This window comes from Pseudomonas sp. OV546, assembly GCF_900116845.1.
Taxonomy (GTDB): Bacteria; Pseudomonadota; Gammaproteobacteria; order Pseudomonadales; family Pseudomonadaceae; genus Aquipseudomonas; species Aquipseudomonas petroselini.
This window is the reverse complement of the sequence record NZ_FPCE01000004.1, coordinates 399,980-412,836: the sequence shown is the minus strand read 5'-3', so window position 1 is coordinate 412,836 and position 12,857 is coordinate 399,980. Positions and strand designations below refer to the sequence as shown.

Below are 12,857 nucleotides of genomic sequence, written 5' to 3'. Positions count from 1 at the left end.
CGTCCGCCTTCTGCGACCTAAGGTCGCGCCTAAAATGGAGCTTCACTCAACAAAACGGCCACGCTTTGCGTGCAAGGCCGAGGGAGAGAGCGCCTGACGGACACATACTAACAACTGGGGGAAACACCAATGAGCACTAGCACTGCGGCAGGTTCATCTGCTGCAAAGCCAGCGTTCCTGTCCAAGGAACGCATCATCGCCAAGCCCGGCTTCAACCGCTGGCTGGTTCCACCGGCCGCCCTGGCCATCCACCTGTGCATCGGCATGGCCTACGGGTTCTCGGTGTTCTGGCTGCCTCTGTCCAAGGCACTGGGTGTTACCAAACCGGTCGCCTGCGCGCCGGACATGAGCTTCATCGCCCAAGTCTTCTCGTCCCAATGCGACTGGCCCATCTCCATGCTGGGCTGGATCTACACCCTGTTCTTCATCTTCCTGGGCTGCTCGGCAGCGATCTGGGGCGGCTGGCTGGAACATGCCGGGCCACGTAAGGCCGGTGTTGTATCGGCGTTGTGCTGGTGCGGCGGGCTGCTGATTTCTGCCTTGGGTATCTATACCCACCAGATCTGGCTGATGTGGATCGGCTCCGGGGTCATCGGCGGTATCGGCCTGGGCCTGGGCTACATCTCTCCCGTGTCGACCCTGATCAAGTGGTTCCCGGACAAGCGTGGCATGGCCACCGGTATGGCGATCATGGGCTTTGGCGGCGGCGCGATGGTAGGTGCACCCCTGGCCGCAGCGTTGATGGGCCACTTTGCTACGCCGACCAGCGTGGGCGTGTGGCAGAGCTTCCTGGTGATGGCGGCGATCTACTTCGTGTTCATGATCGGCGGCGCACTGTCTTATCGCGTTCCGCCGACCGGCTGGAAACCTGAGGGCTGGACCGCCCCGGCGAAAAAGGCCAGCAACGCGATGATCACCCACCGTCACGTGCACGTGAACGTGGCGTGGAAAACCCCGCAATTCCGCCTGGTTTGGTTGGTGTTGTGCCTGAACGTATCCGCCGGTATCGGCATCCTCGGCATGGCTTCGCCGCTGCTGCAGGAAGTGTTCGGCGGCAAGTTGCTGGGTGTTGATGTGCCGTTCGGCCAACTGGATGCCGGTCAGCTGGCCTCCATCGCGGCCATCGCGGCAGGTTTCACCGGTCTGTTGAGCCTGTTCAACATCGGCGGCCGCTTCTTCTGGGCATCGTTCTCCGACTACCTGGGCCGTAAAAACACCTATTTCGTGTTCTTCGCCCTGGGCTTTGCCCTGTACGCGCTGATCCCGAACCTGGGGCACCTGGGCAACGTGGCGCTGTTCGTGGCGGCGTTCTGCATCATCCTGTCGATGTACGGGGGTGGTTTTGCGACCGTTCCTGCCTACCTGGCCGACCTGTTCGGTACGCAAATGGTCGGCGCGATCCACGGTCGCCTGCTGACCGCCTGGGCCGCTGCGGGCGTCTTGGGTCCGGTGCTGGTGAACTACCTGCGTGAATATCAGTTGAGCATCGGCGTTGAACGCGCGGCTGCCTATGACATCACCTTGTACATTCTCGCCGGCCTGCTGGTGCTGGGTTTCATCTGCAACCTGCTGGTTCGCCCGGTGGCGGACAAGTACTTCATGACCGATGCCGAATTGGCCGCCGAACAGGCGCTGGGTCATGACAAAGGGGCGGATGCCACCACTTCCCTGGAGTGGAAAGCCGCTTCCGGCACCGTGCCATTGGCCATCGCGGCCTGGCTGGTGGTGGGTATTCCGTTGGCGTGGGGTGTGTGGGTGACCTTGCAGAAGACCGCGGTTCTGTTCCACTAACACTGCGATGACCGGGTGGGCCTGGTTCCTGCGGGAGCCGGGCTTGTTGTGGCGAGGGAGCTTGCTCCCGCTGGGTCGCGAAGCGACCCCAATCAATTCACCGCGTTGGTTCTGGAAGCTCGCGGTGACAGGTTTTGGGGCTGCTGCGCAGCCCAGCGGGAGCAAGCTCCCTCGCCACATCAGCCCAACCCAACAGTTGTATGCACATGTCTATCTCCGACACTCCATCAGTCTTATCCCCTCCGATGTTTCTGTTTAGCGCCCGCGCCCCTATAATGGCTGCCTTTTTCGCCCAATGATTTTGCGGAGCTGGTGATGGCCGAACGTAAGGCGTCCGTCGAGCGCGACACTCTGGAAACCCAGATCAAAGCCTCGATTAACCTGGATGGCACCGGAAAGGCCCGATTTGATATCGGTGTACCTTTTCTTGAGCACATGCTGGACCAGATCGCCCGTCACGGGCTGATCGACCTGGATATCGTCAGCAAGGGCGACCTGCATATCGACGACCACCACACGGTGGAAGACGTCGGCATCACCCTCGGCCAGGCATTTGCCAAGGCCATCGGCGACAAAAAAGGCATCCGTCGCTACGGCCACGCCTATGTCCCGCTGGACGAAGCGCTGTCGCGTGTGGTCATCGACTTCTCTGGCCGCCCAGGCCTGCAGATGCACGTGCCCTACACCCGCGCCACCGTCGGCGGCTTCGATGTCGACCTGTTCCAGGAATTTTTCCAGGGTTTCGTCAACCACGCACTGGTCAGCCTGCACATCGACAACCTGCGCGGCACCAACACTCACCACCAGATCGAAACCGTGTTCAAGGCCTTCGGCCGCGCGCTGCGCATGGCCGTAGAGCTGGACGACCGCATGGCCGGGCAAATGCCTTCGACCAAGGGCGTCCTGTAATGCAGACGGTCGCGGTTATCGATTACGGCATGGGTAACCTGCACTCGGTGGCCAAGGCCCTCGAGCATGTAGGCGCCGGCAAAGTGCTGATCACCAGCGATGCCAACGTGATTCGCGAAGCTGACCGGGTGGTGTTTCCCGGCGTTGGCGCGATTCGCGACTGCATGGCCGAGATCCGCCGCCTGGGCTTTGACAGCCTGGTGCGCGAGGTCAGCCAGGATCGTCCGTTCCTCGGCATCTGCGTAGGCATGCAAGCCTTGCTCGACAGCAGTGAAGAGAACGATGGCGTCGACTGCATCGGCCTGTTCCCAGGCCAGGTGAAGTTCTTCGGCAAAGACCTGCATGAAGACGGCGAACACTTGAAAGTCCCGCACATGGGCTGGAACGAAGTGCGCCAGAGCGTCGATCACCCGCTCTGGCACGAAGTGCCGGACATGGCGCGCTTCTACTTCGTGCACAGCTACTACATCGCCGCCGGCAAGCCGGGCCAGGTGGTGGGTGGCGGGCACTACGGCGTCGACTTCGCCGCCGCGCTGGCCGAAGGTTCGCGGTTTGCCGTGCAGTTCCACCCGGAGAAGAGCCATACCCATGGCCTGCAATTGCTGCAGAACTTCGCCGCCTGGGACGGGCGCTGGTAAATGGCCAGGAAGCCGAAGCAGCCGGTCTTGAACCTCACGCCCGAACAGGAGAGTGAGGCTACCCTCAAGATCAAGCGCTTCATGGAGGACCGCTTCGAGCTCAAGCTGGGCTCGTTCGAGGTCGCCGAAATTCTTGAGCTGTTTACCACCGAAGTGGCTCCGCACTATTACAACAGGGCGATTTTCGACACGCAGACGCTCCTTAAAGAAAGGTTCGAAAGCATCGAAAGCGACCTGTGGTCGCTTGAGAAACCCTGATTTCCCAAGCATTGCTGAATATCGAATAAGGTTTGCCAGATGCTGATTATTCCCGCTATCGATCTCAAGGACGGCGCCTGCGTACGTCTGCGCCAAGGCCGCATGGAAGACTCCACCGTGTTCTCCGACGACCCGGTGAGCATGGCTGCCAAATGGGTGGAAGGGGGCTGCCGTCGTCTGCATCTGGTGGACTTGAACGGCGCCTTCGAAGGCCAGCCGGTCAACGGCGAGGTGGTCACCGCGATCGCCAAGCGCTACCCGAACCTGCCGATCCAGATCGGCGGCGGTATCCGCTCGCTGGAAACCATCGAGCACTACGTAAAAGCCGGTGTGAGCTACGTAATCATCGGCACCAAGGCTGTGAAAGACCCGGCGTTCGTCGCCGAAGCCTGCCGCGCGTTTCCTGGCAAGGTCATCGTGGGCCTGGACGCTAAAGATGGTTTCGTCGCCACCGACGGTTGGGCCGAGATCAGCACCGTGCAGGTGATCGACCTGGCCAAGCAGTTCGAAGCTGATGGCGTGTCTGCCATCGTTTATACCGACATCGCCAAAGACGGCATGATGCAGGGCTGCAACGTGCCGTTCACCGCTGCGCTGGCCGCTGCGACCAAGATCCCGGTGATCGCTTCCGGCGGTATCCACAACTTGGGCGACATCAAGTCGCTGCTGGACGCCAAGGCCCCCGGCATCATCGGCGCCATCACCGGCCGCGCGATCTACGAAGGTACCCTGGACGTCGCCGAAGCCCAGGCTTACTGCGACGCCTACAACGGCTGAGGACTGACCATGGCGCTGGCCAAACGCATCATCCCTTGCCTGGACGTCGACAACGGTCGCGTGGTCAAGGGCGTCAAGTTCGAGAACATCCGTGACGCCGGAGACCCGGTGGAAATCGCCCGTCGCTACGATGAGCAGGGTGCCGACGAGATTACCTTTCTCGACATCACCGCCAGCGTCGATGGCCGCGACACCACGCTGCATACCGTCGAGCGCATGGCCAGCCAGGTGTTTATCCCGCTGACCGTGGGCGGTGGCGTGCGCACCGTGCAAGACATCCGCAACCTGCTCAATGCCGGCGCGGACAAGGTCTCGATCAACACCGCTGCGGTGTTCAACCCGGAGTTTGTCGGCGAGGCCGCGCAGCACTTTGGTTCGCAATGCATTGTGGTGGCCATCGACGCCAAGAAAGTCTCCGGCCCGGGCGAAACCCCGCGCTGGGAGATCTTCACCCACGGCGGCCGCAAGCCTACCGGTCTGGATGCGGTGGAATGGGCGATGAAGATGGAAGGCCTGGGCGCCGGTGAAATCCTGCTGACCAGCATGGACCAGGACGGCATGAAAAACGGCTTCGATCTGGGCGTGACCCGTGCCATCAGCGATGCGTTGGGTATCCCGGTGATCGCTTCCGGCGGCGTCGGCAACCTGCAGCACCTGGCTGACGGCGTGATCGAAGGCCACGCCAGCGCAGTGCTGGCGGCGAGTATTTTCCACTTTGGCGAATACACCGTCCCCGAGGCCAAGGCCTACATGGCGGCGCGCGGTATCGTCGTTCGCTAAACGCTGCTGGACACCATGGCAAGCGCGCGGCAATCTCTGCGCTTGCCATGGATTCCGGTAACCTTCATGTTCAAACACCTGCTGCTCGCCCTCGCCAGTACGTCGCTCCTGTTGGCTGGCCCTGGCCACGCCGATGAATCGTCTGACGCCTCCCTGGTGTTGCTGACGGAAAACTTCCCGCCCTACAACATGGCGAAAAACGGCAAGAATTTCGCCAAGGACGAGAACATCGAAGGCATCGCCGTGGACATCATGCGCGAGACCTTCAAGCGCGCCGGCATTTCCTACAGCCTCACCCTGCGTTTCCCTTGGGAGCGAATCTACAAACTCGCCCTGGAGAAACCCGGTTACGGCGTGTTCGTGATGGCCCGCCTGCCGGACCGTGAAGCGCTGTTCAAATGGGTCGGTCCCATCGGCCCAGACGATTGGGTACTGCTGGCCAAGGCAGATAGCAAGATCCAGTTGAGCGACCTCGAGCACGCCCGTCGCTACAAGATCGGCGCTTACAAAGGCGACGCCATCGCCGAGACCCTGGAGAAGCAGGGCCTTAAGCCGATGGTGGTGTTGCGCGACCAGGACAACGCGCAAAAGCTGCTGGAGGGTCAGATCGACCTGTGGGCTACCGGCGATCCGGCCGGCCGGTACCTGGCTCGCCAGGTCGGTGTGACCGGGCTCAAGACGGTGCTGCGTTTTAACAGTGCTCAGCTTTACCTCGCGCTGAACAAGGACGTGCCTGATGAGCTTGTGGACAAGCTTCAAGCAGCGTTGAACCAACTGCGCAAAGAAGGGCGTGTTGACGAGATCATGGCGCGTTACCTCTAGTGGTCAACGTGGTTTGAGCAGGTCCACGCGCAAATCTGAAGGCCGGCCTGCCTGGTCGAATGCGTAGGTGCAGATTTTTATCGGCTGGTTATGCGTGGAAATAATCTGCGCGAACTTCTGATGCGGTGCATCGGGGGCCTGGTCCAGGGGAGGCATGCCGAAGAGGTCCTCTGCGTCATCGGTTTCTTCCGTATCGCTGTGCTTGGGCGGCAGTGTCCGATAGCCTTCGGGTGCCAGGCAATCTGTGCGCTGAGCTGGGCCAAATTTGTAGGTGTAGCGGCTTATAAAGGGTGGCGCCAGGTTCCAGATAACGGTGTAGCGCTGCAAGAACTGCCTGTCGAGCACGATGCTGACGTCTGGGGCGCGGGTCGCCGCCGGTTCAGCGAGTTCGACCGCCAGCGTCAAGGCATTGCGCATCGCGCTGTTGCTCACCGCCTGGTCTGATTCGACACCCAGGATGCACAACAGATGCATGCCAGTTTGCGGGCCGATGGGGTCCTTGATCGATGCGTTGTGGCTGTTGATCGGCGGGCTGTAATGCACGGGGTTTTCACATTCGCTGGCACGGCGTACGGCCTTGTAGCGATAGAGCCGGCTGGTGGTAGTAAATTCCAGGTTCCAGCTTGGCGTGATATTCCGGCCCTTGTCTCCGGGTCTTTTGACGAAATATTGTTGCAGCGGCTCAGGGCTGCTGAAGGTGATGGACGTCGCGGGGTAGAGGTTGCAGGTCTGCTCGTTGTCAGTCAGCACGCCCTCCACAAAACAGTGCTTGAGGAACACGACAGGACTGCCGTAGTTACTGTCGGCATGCCAACTCGCCTTGCCATCCCTCACCTCGCATGGTGCGTCGCGCTGACACTTTTTAGCTGCGGCCTGGCCGATGGTTGTACTGCTGAGAATGCCGAACAGCGTATTGGTGGCGCGATCCACCAGCGGTGCACCGAATGCGCCTGATTGCACGCCCTTGCACTGGTTTTTCATGGTTACGCGCCAGACAAAAGGTTGCTCCACCACCTCTTGAGAGGCCTGTTGAAGGCACGCTGACAGGTGCAGCGTGTTCCATTCAGGGACGATCAGAGCAAGAATCGGGCGTGCTTCGTCAGGTAGGTCCTCGGCCAGTTTCATCGGCTCGATGCCATTGCTGATCAAGGCGGACAGCGGAATATCGAGCTCGATGAGTGCCAGGTCGACGCCGTGGCTGCTACCCCACTTCAGGGTCTTGAGCGGGTAGGTCTTGAGCTGCTCCAACGTGTCATCAAAGTAGTTGAAGCTGATATGACCCTTGAGTACCTGGTCCTTGATGACGGCACCACTGACACGGTGAATGCAATGGCTGCTGGTGATGATGTAAGCCGGGCCGGAAATGCCTTGTTCATCGCGGGTATCCAGTAGGGTCGCGGTGCAGAGTGCCTTATCGTTGCGGATGCGGCCGATGCCGCTCCAGTGATTATGTTGTTGGTTGGCGTTGGTCAGCAGGCGTGGAGCGCTGGCGTTGGCCAGGCCTTCACCAAAGTCTTTGGACGCGCCCCATAGATACACAGGGCACGCAGTCAGCAGCGCGCAGATCAGCGCGGGATAAAGGGTTTTCATGGTCATCCTCGAATTGATGCGGGGCAGGCGTCAACTATCGAGGGGGCAACTGGCAGAGCGGGGGTAGTTATTTAGTCGGCGATGGGCGGTAGGTGCCATTTTTGCCGTGCCCGGCCATGGCCTGGTTGCCGCGTACGCTGATCATCAACTTGATATCAATCCAGTCGACGCCCTGGGCCTTGAGCTTGGGCAACTCGCGCTCCAGCACTGCCAGGGTTTGTGGATAAGGGTGGCCGATCATCACGGCGGAACCTTGTTTGTGTGCCAGCTTGATTGCGGTTTGCAACTGCGTGGTAATCGCCGCCTCGGTGCGCTCGTCATCGAGGAACACATCCCGCGAGACATGCGCCAGGCCGATCTTCTGCGCTTCGGCGGCGGCGACGGTTTGGGCGCTGGTGCGGCTGTCGACAAAGAACTTGTTGCGCCGTTGCAACTCGGCCATCAACCAGGCCATGGCGGCCGGTTGCGCCGTCATGCGGCTGCCCATGTGGTTGTTGATGCCGGCGGTATAGGGCACCGCCTGGAACGCGGCGTCCAGTCGCTTGCCAAGTTCTTCGATAGGCAATTCGGGGTGCCAGGCGAACGGCCCCGTGGCCGGGTCCATGGGCATGTGGAGGATCACGATCTTGCCGGCCTTGTGGGCTTCGCGGGCGAATTCGGCGGCGTGGGGCGTGTCGGGCATGATCGCCGTGGTCACCGGCCCGGGCAGGGCCAGGACGCGACGATCCCGGGGCAGGTTTTGCCCGAGGTCGTCGATGATGAGGGTCAGGTAGGCTTTTTGAGGCTCGCCGGCAGGCGTCGCGTGGGCGACGCCTGCCAGGCTGCACAGCAGAGCGATGATCAGGGCAAAACGCATATCAACGGCTGCGGGTGATGCTCAAGCCCTTGAGCAGGCTAAGCGCCTGGGCCAGCTGGTAGTCATCGTCCTGCGGCATTGGCTTGGCTTTCTTGCCGCTGCCGGTCGGCTGGTCGGCGCCGCCGTTGCCATTGCCCAGGTGACCTTGCAGGTCAGCTTCCTTGTAGTACTCGCTGTCGATCTCGTTGGTGATCTTGGCCTTGCGCACCTCGATGTCCGGCACGATGCCCTGAGCCTGGATCGAGCGGCCGTTCGGCGTGTAATACAGCGCGGTGGTGATCTTCAGCGCACGCTCGTTGTTCAGCGGCAACACGGTTTGCACCGAGCCTTTGCCGAAGCTGGTGGTACCCATCAGCACGCCGCGCTTCTGGTCTTGCAGAGCGCCCGCGACGATCTCCGACGCCGAAGCGCTGCCGCCGTTGATCAGCACGGCCAGCGGTACGTTTTCGCTGAGGTCATTGCCGGTGGCCGAGAAGCGCAGCTCGGAATTGGCGATACGGCCTTTGGTGTACACGATCAGGCCCTTGGTGATGAAGTGGTCGACCACTTCCACCGCCGACTGCAGCACGCCGCCAGGGTTGTTACGCAGGTCGAGCACGATGCCGCTGAGTTTCTTGCCGTTGTCCTTGCGCAGCTTGGCCAGCGCCTTGGCCACTTCGTCGCCGGTCTTGACTTGGAATTGGGTGATGCGGATGTAGCCGTAGCCCGACTCCAGCAGCTGGCTCTTCACGCTCTTGACCACAATGGTCGCGCGGGTCAGCGTCACGTCGAACGGGTTGCCGCCGTCGCGTACCAGGGTCAGGGTGATTTTCTGGCCGATCTTGCCGCGCATCTTGTCGACGGCTTCGGTCATGGTCTGGCCACGGGTCGGCTGGCCGTTGATCTTCACGATGAAGTCGCCGGCCTGGATGCCAGCCTTGGACGCCGGGGTGTCATCGATCGGCGAGACGACCTTGATGTTGCCGTCTTCGGCGCCGACTTCAATGCCCAGGCCGCCGAATTCACCGCTGGTGCTCTCCTGCAACTCGGCAAAATCTTCCGGGCCCAGGTAAGCGGAGTGCGGATCGAGGTTGCTGAGCATGCCCTTGATGGCATTCTCCAGCAGGGTCTTGTCATCTACGGGTTCGACATAAGCGGCCTTGATCCGGTCCATGACCTCGGCAAAGGTGCGCAGCTCGTCCAGCGGCAACGGCGCCTTGGTGGTTGCGGCCGTGGCGGCGGGTGCAGCCGGAGCGGCCTGGTCGGCGAATGCCAGAGGCGCGCCGATCACCAGGGCGATCGTCAAGGCCAGCGAAGTGAGGCGGGACAAATGCAGCATGTCGAACGAACTCCTAATGTAGATGCGACCCTATCCTTGGGATCTGCACCATTGTGCAGGATCGCTCGGGCGACCCTGCTGACGAATAGCGAAGTACAGCGCCGGGGTGTCCTGGCCACCACTGTTACCGACAGTGGAGATGGATTCACCGGCTTTTACAACATCACCTGCCGACTTGAGTAAAGTCTGATTGTGGCCGTAAAGGCTTAAATAGCCATTGCCGTGGTCAAGAATCACCAACAAACCGGCGCCCCGCAGCCAATCGGCAAACACGACACGGCCACCGTGAACAGCGTGGACCTGGCTGCCGGCGGAGGCGCTGATCATCACACCATCCCACTTGGCGCGGGTGTCATCGCCACGGGTTTCCCCAAAGCGTGCCAGTAATCGACCATCAACCGGCCATGGAAGTTTGCCGCGCGCTGAAGCAAAAGGGCCACCGAACGATTCGCCTGCGCTGGAAACCAGCGGGCCAGGGGCTGCATGCGCCGGTTTACGCGGTGCCGGGGCGTCCGAGGTGGCAGCCATCTCGGCCTCACGCTGGCGCTTTTTTTCGGCTTCCTGCTGGGCGATCAGCGCTTTTTGCCGCGCTTCTTCGGCCTCGCGTGCCTGGCGAGCCAGGGTTTCTTCGATGGTCTTGAGCACTTTGGCCAGGTCGGCCTGGTCCTGCTCGCGGGCCTGCAGCTTGGCGTCACGGGCTTTTACGTCGTCATTGAGCTTGGCCAGGGCGACCTGGCGCTCCTTGCGCACCTTGTCCAGCTCGTCGCGCTGGGCAGTGAGGCTGTTTTTCTGGTCTTCCAGCTGCGATTGCTGGTTGGCGATTTCCTGTTCGACGTTGACCAACTGGCGCAAGGTCTCGTTGAAGCTTTTCAACTGCTCCATACGGGCCTTGCTCAGGTAGTCGTAGTAGGTCAGGGTGCGCGCGAATTTTTCCGGGTTCTGCTGGTTGAGCAGCAGCTTGAGGTATTCCTGGCGGCCGTTCTGGTAGGCGGCACGGGCCTGGATAGCGATCAGGCGTTGCTGTTCAACGCGGGCGCTCTGGAGTTTTTTTTTCTCAGCGTCGAGTCGCTCCAGTTCCGACTCGCTCTTCTTTAATTCTTTTTGTAGCTCCTGGACCTGCTTCTCGAGCTTGCCCATCTCGGTTTCCGTACCGCGCAGGTCTTTTTGCACCCCGGACTTTTCTTCCTGGAGCTTGCCGAGCAGTTTTTTCAGCTCGGTAATGTCCTGACGCGTAGCGTCCAACTGTTGTTGGGTTTGTGCGCGCTCATCGGCAAACGCCGGTTGGAGCAGGCAGACAAGAGCAAGGGTAATCAAGGCGCGAAGCATAGAGGCGGGCGACACCAGGGAAAGGGACGGCCTAGTATGCCCGCCAAGCGCGGCAAAAAAAACGCCCAATTCGGGCTGGAAGGCAAGATAGGTGCCGAGCGGCGCTGGAATGGCGAAAAGATATCTACCAAACACAGAAGATCCAATGTGGAAGGGAGCAAGCCCCCTCCCACATTATTTTTCGGTGATGCTGGGAATCAGACCAGGATCGAAGTGCCCGTCATTTCCACCGGCTTCTCCAACCCCATCAGCATCAACATTGTCGGTGCCACATCCGCCAGCACGCCGCCATCACGTACTTTGAAGTCGCGCTTACCGACGTAGATGAACGGCACCGGCTCGGTGGTATGGGCGGTGTGGGCTTGCCCAGTGGATTCGTCGGACATCTGCTCGCAGTTGCCGTGGTCGGCAGTGATCAGTGCTTCACCGCCAACGTTCTCCAGGGCATCGACGATGCGGCCGACGCACAGGTCCAGGCATTCCACGGCCTTGGTCGCGGCTTCCAGGTTGCCGCTGTGGCCGACCATGTCGCCATTGGCGTAGTTGACCACGATCACGTCGTAACGCTGGTTGTCGATGGCGTCGACGATCTTGTCGGTGACTTCCGGCGCACTCATTTCCGGTTGCAGGTCGTAGGTGGCGACCTTTGGCGATGGGATCAGGATGCGTTCTTCGCCTGGGAACGGCTCTTCGCGGCCACCGGAGAAGAAGAACGTCACGTGGGCGTACTTCTCGGTTTCGGCGATGCGCAGTTGGGTCTTGCCGTTTTTCGCCAGGTAGTCGCCCAGCACGTTATCCAAAGTGCCGGCGGCAAAGGCGGCGGGGGCCGGGATGCTGGCGGCGTATTGGGTCAGGCCCACGTATTGGACTTTTGGCTGGCGGGCGCGCTCGAATTCCTTGAAACCATCTTCGACAAATACGCGGCTCAGCTCGCGTGCGCGGTCTGCGCGGAAGTTCATGAACACCACGGCGTCGCCGTCTTCGACTTTCACCGGCTCACCGATGGTGGTGGCTTTGACGAACTCGTCGCTTTCGCCACGGGCATAGGCGGCTTCAAGGCCTTCCTGGGCGGTGGCGGCGTGGAAGTCGGCCTGGCCGTCGACGATCAGGTTGTAGGCCTGGGAGACGCGGTCCCAGCGGTTGTCGCGATCCATGGCGAAGTAGCGGCCCACCAGGCTGGCGATACGGCCCTTGCCCAAGGCGGCGAACGTGGCGTCCAGCAGCTCGATGGAGGATTGTGCGCTTTTCGGCGGTGTGTCGCGGCCATCGAGGAAGGCGTGCAGGTAGATCTTGTCGGCGCCGCGCTTGAAGGCCAGTTCGGCCATGGCGACCAGGTGGTCCTGGTGGCTGTGGACGCCGCCATCGGACAGCAGGCCCATGAAGTGCACCGCTTTGCCGGCGGCGACGGCTTTATCGACCGCGGCGCAGATGGTTGGGTTCTCGAAGAACTCGCCGTCGCGGATCGCTTTGGTGACGCGGGTGAAGTCTTGATAGACCACTCGTCCGGCACCGAGATTCATGTGACCGACTTCCGAGTTGCCCATCTGGCCGTCCGGCAGGCCCACGTCCATGCCCGAGCCGGAGATCAGGCCGTTGGGTACGGTGGCGGTCAGGCGGTCGAGTACGGGCTTCTTGGCCGCGTATACCGCGTTGTCGTGGTGGCTTTCACTGTGTCCGAAGCCATCGAGAATTATCAGGACCAAAGGTTTAGGCGTAGTAGTCATAGATCCTCTCGCGGCGGTAATAAAGGAAGACAATTGAAAAGGGAGTGGCAGTTTAAAGCGAAGTTCCG

General features: G+C 61.1%; 12 protein-coding genes. 7 read left to right on the top strand and 5 right to left on the bottom strand.

From position 1 onward, the window contains the following. Positions 1 to 129 precede the first annotated feature (129 nt). From BM403_RS12235 to BM403_RS12205, 7 genes are all read left to right on the top strand, one after another. Positions 130 to 1,791: an OFA family MFS transporter gene (locus tag BM403_RS12235; RefSeq protein WP_012721745.1), complete on the top strand. Its 1,662-nt coding sequence runs from the start codon at positions 130 to 132 to the stop codon at positions 1,789 to 1,791. A 315-nt stretch (positions 1,792 to 2,106) separates the two neighbouring features. Then, positions 2,107 to 2,700: an imidazoleglycerol-phosphate dehydratase HisB gene (gene hisB / locus BM403_RS12230; RefSeq protein WP_003218037.1), complete on the top strand. Its 594-nt coding sequence runs from the start codon at positions 2,107 to 2,109 to the stop codon at positions 2,698 to 2,700. Continuing rightward, the gene (gene hisH, locus BM403_RS12225; RefSeq protein ID WP_012721746.1) at positions 2,700 to 3,338 is read left to right on the top strand and encodes an imidazole glycerol phosphate synthase subunit HisH; all 639 of its coding nucleotides are present in this window, start codon (positions 2,700 to 2,702) and stop codon (positions 3,336 to 3,338) included. The genes hisB and hisH overlap by 1 nt, the downstream gene beginning before the upstream one ends. Next, positions 3,339 to 3,596: a DUF2164 domain-containing protein gene (locus BM403_RS12220; RefSeq protein WP_012721747.1), complete on the top strand. Its 258-nt coding sequence runs from the start codon at positions 3,339 to 3,341 to the stop codon at positions 3,594 to 3,596. A 39-nt stretch (positions 3,597 to 3,635) separates the two neighbouring features. Next, entirely contained in the window at positions 3,636 to 4,373 is a 738-nt protein-coding gene (gene hisA, locus BM403_RS12215) for a 1-(5-phosphoribosyl)-5-[(5-phosphoribosylamino)methylideneamino]imidazole-4-carboxamide isomerase (RefSeq protein ID WP_003187784.1), read from the top strand. A gap of 9 nt (positions 4,374 to 4,382) precedes the next feature. Then, positions 4,383 to 5,153, top strand: a complete 771-nt coding sequence (hisF, locus tag BM403_RS12210) for an imidazole glycerol phosphate synthase subunit HisF (protein WP_003171107.1) — start codon at positions 4,383 to 4,385, stop codon at positions 5,151 to 5,153. Positions 5,154 to 5,219: 66 nt separating this feature from the next. Then, on the top strand, positions 5,220 to 5,975 hold the full coding sequence (locus BM403_RS12205; protein WP_012721748.1) for a substrate-binding periplasmic protein: 756 nt from the start codon (positions 5,220 to 5,222) through the stop codon (positions 5,973 to 5,975). Positions 5,976 to 5,978: 3 nt separating this feature from the next. Here BM403_RS12205 and BM403_RS12200 read toward each other — a convergent pair whose 3' ends face one another. The 5 genes from BM403_RS12200 to gpmI form a co-directional block, all read right to left on the bottom strand. Beyond that, complete coding sequence (locus BM403_RS12200; protein ID WP_256577160.1) at positions 5,979 to 7,565, bottom strand: serine protease; 1,587 nt, start codon at positions 7,563 to 7,565, stop codon at positions 5,979 to 5,981. A gap of 67 nt (positions 7,566 to 7,632) precedes the next feature. Then, positions 7,633 to 8,421, bottom strand: a complete 789-nt coding sequence (locus tag BM403_RS12195) for a divergent polysaccharide deacetylase family protein (RefSeq protein ID WP_093542917.1) — start codon at positions 8,419 to 8,421, stop codon at positions 7,633 to 7,635. 1 nt (position 8,422) lies between these two features. Then, positions 8,423 to 9,739, bottom strand: coding sequence for a S41 family peptidase (locus BM403_RS12190; protein ID WP_012721751.1), 1,317 nt, complete (start codon positions 9,737 to 9,739; stop codon positions 8,423 to 8,425). A 30-nt stretch (positions 9,740 to 9,769) separates the two neighbouring features. Then, entirely contained in the window at positions 9,770 to 11,065 is a 1,296-nt protein-coding gene (locus BM403_RS12185) for a murein hydrolase activator EnvC family protein (RefSeq protein WP_093542915.1), read from the bottom strand. Positions 11,066 to 11,262: 197 nt separating this feature from the next. Beyond that, positions 11,263 to 12,789 carry a 2,3-bisphosphoglycerate-independent phosphoglycerate mutase gene (gene gpmI / locus BM403_RS12180; protein WP_012721753.1) on the bottom strand — a complete coding sequence of 509 codons (1,527 nt, stop codon included), beginning with the start codon at positions 12,787 to 12,789 and terminating at the stop codon, positions 11,263 to 11,265. Positions 12,790 to 12,857 lie beyond the last annotated feature (68 nt).

What these genes read in the sequence shown, in the direction of transcription:
- BM403_RS12235 (WP_012721745.1), top strand. Translation starts at nt 130, where the DNA reads ATGAGCACTAGCACTGCGGCAGGTTCATCTGCTGCAAAGCCAGCGTTC.
- hisB (WP_003218037.1), top strand. Translation starts at nt 2,107, where the DNA reads ATGGCCGAACGTAAGGCGTCCGTCGAGCGCGACACTCTGGAAACCCAG.
- hisH (WP_012721746.1), top strand. Translation starts at nt 2,700, where the DNA reads ATGCAGACGGTCGCGGTTATCGATTACGGCATGGGTAACCTGCACTCG.
- BM403_RS12220 (WP_012721747.1), top strand. Translation starts at nt 3,339, where the DNA reads ATGGCCAGGAAGCCGAAGCAGCCGGTCTTGAACCTCACGCCCGAACAG.
- hisA (WP_003187784.1), top strand. Translation starts at nt 3,636, where the DNA reads ATGCTGATTATTCCCGCTATCGATCTCAAGGACGGCGCCTGCGTACGT.
- hisF (WP_003171107.1), top strand. Translation starts at nt 4,383, where the DNA reads ATGGCGCTGGCCAAACGCATCATCCCTTGCCTGGACGTCGACAACGGT.
- BM403_RS12205 (WP_012721748.1), top strand. Translation starts at nt 5,220, where the DNA reads ATGTTCAAACACCTGCTGCTCGCCCTCGCCAGTACGTCGCTCCTGTTG.
- BM403_RS12200 (WP_256577160.1), bottom strand. Translation starts at nt 7,565, where the DNA reads ATGAAAACCCTTTATCCCGCGCTGATCTGCGCGCTGCTGACTGCGTGC.
- BM403_RS12195 (WP_093542917.1), bottom strand. Translation starts at nt 8,421, where the DNA reads ATGCGTTTTGCCCTGATCATCGCTCTGCTGTGCAGCCTGGCAGGCGTC.
- BM403_RS12190 (WP_012721751.1), bottom strand. Translation starts at nt 9,739, where the DNA reads ATGCTGCATTTGTCCCGCCTCACTTCGCTGGCCTTGACGATCGCCCTG.
- BM403_RS12185 (WP_093542915.1), bottom strand. Translation starts at nt 11,065, where the DNA reads ATGCTTCGCGCCTTGATTACCCTTGCTCTTGTCTGCCTGCTCCAACCG.
- gpmI (WP_012721753.1), bottom strand. Translation starts at nt 12,789, where the DNA reads ATGACTACTACGCCTAAACCTTTGGTCCTGATAATTCTCGATGGCTTC.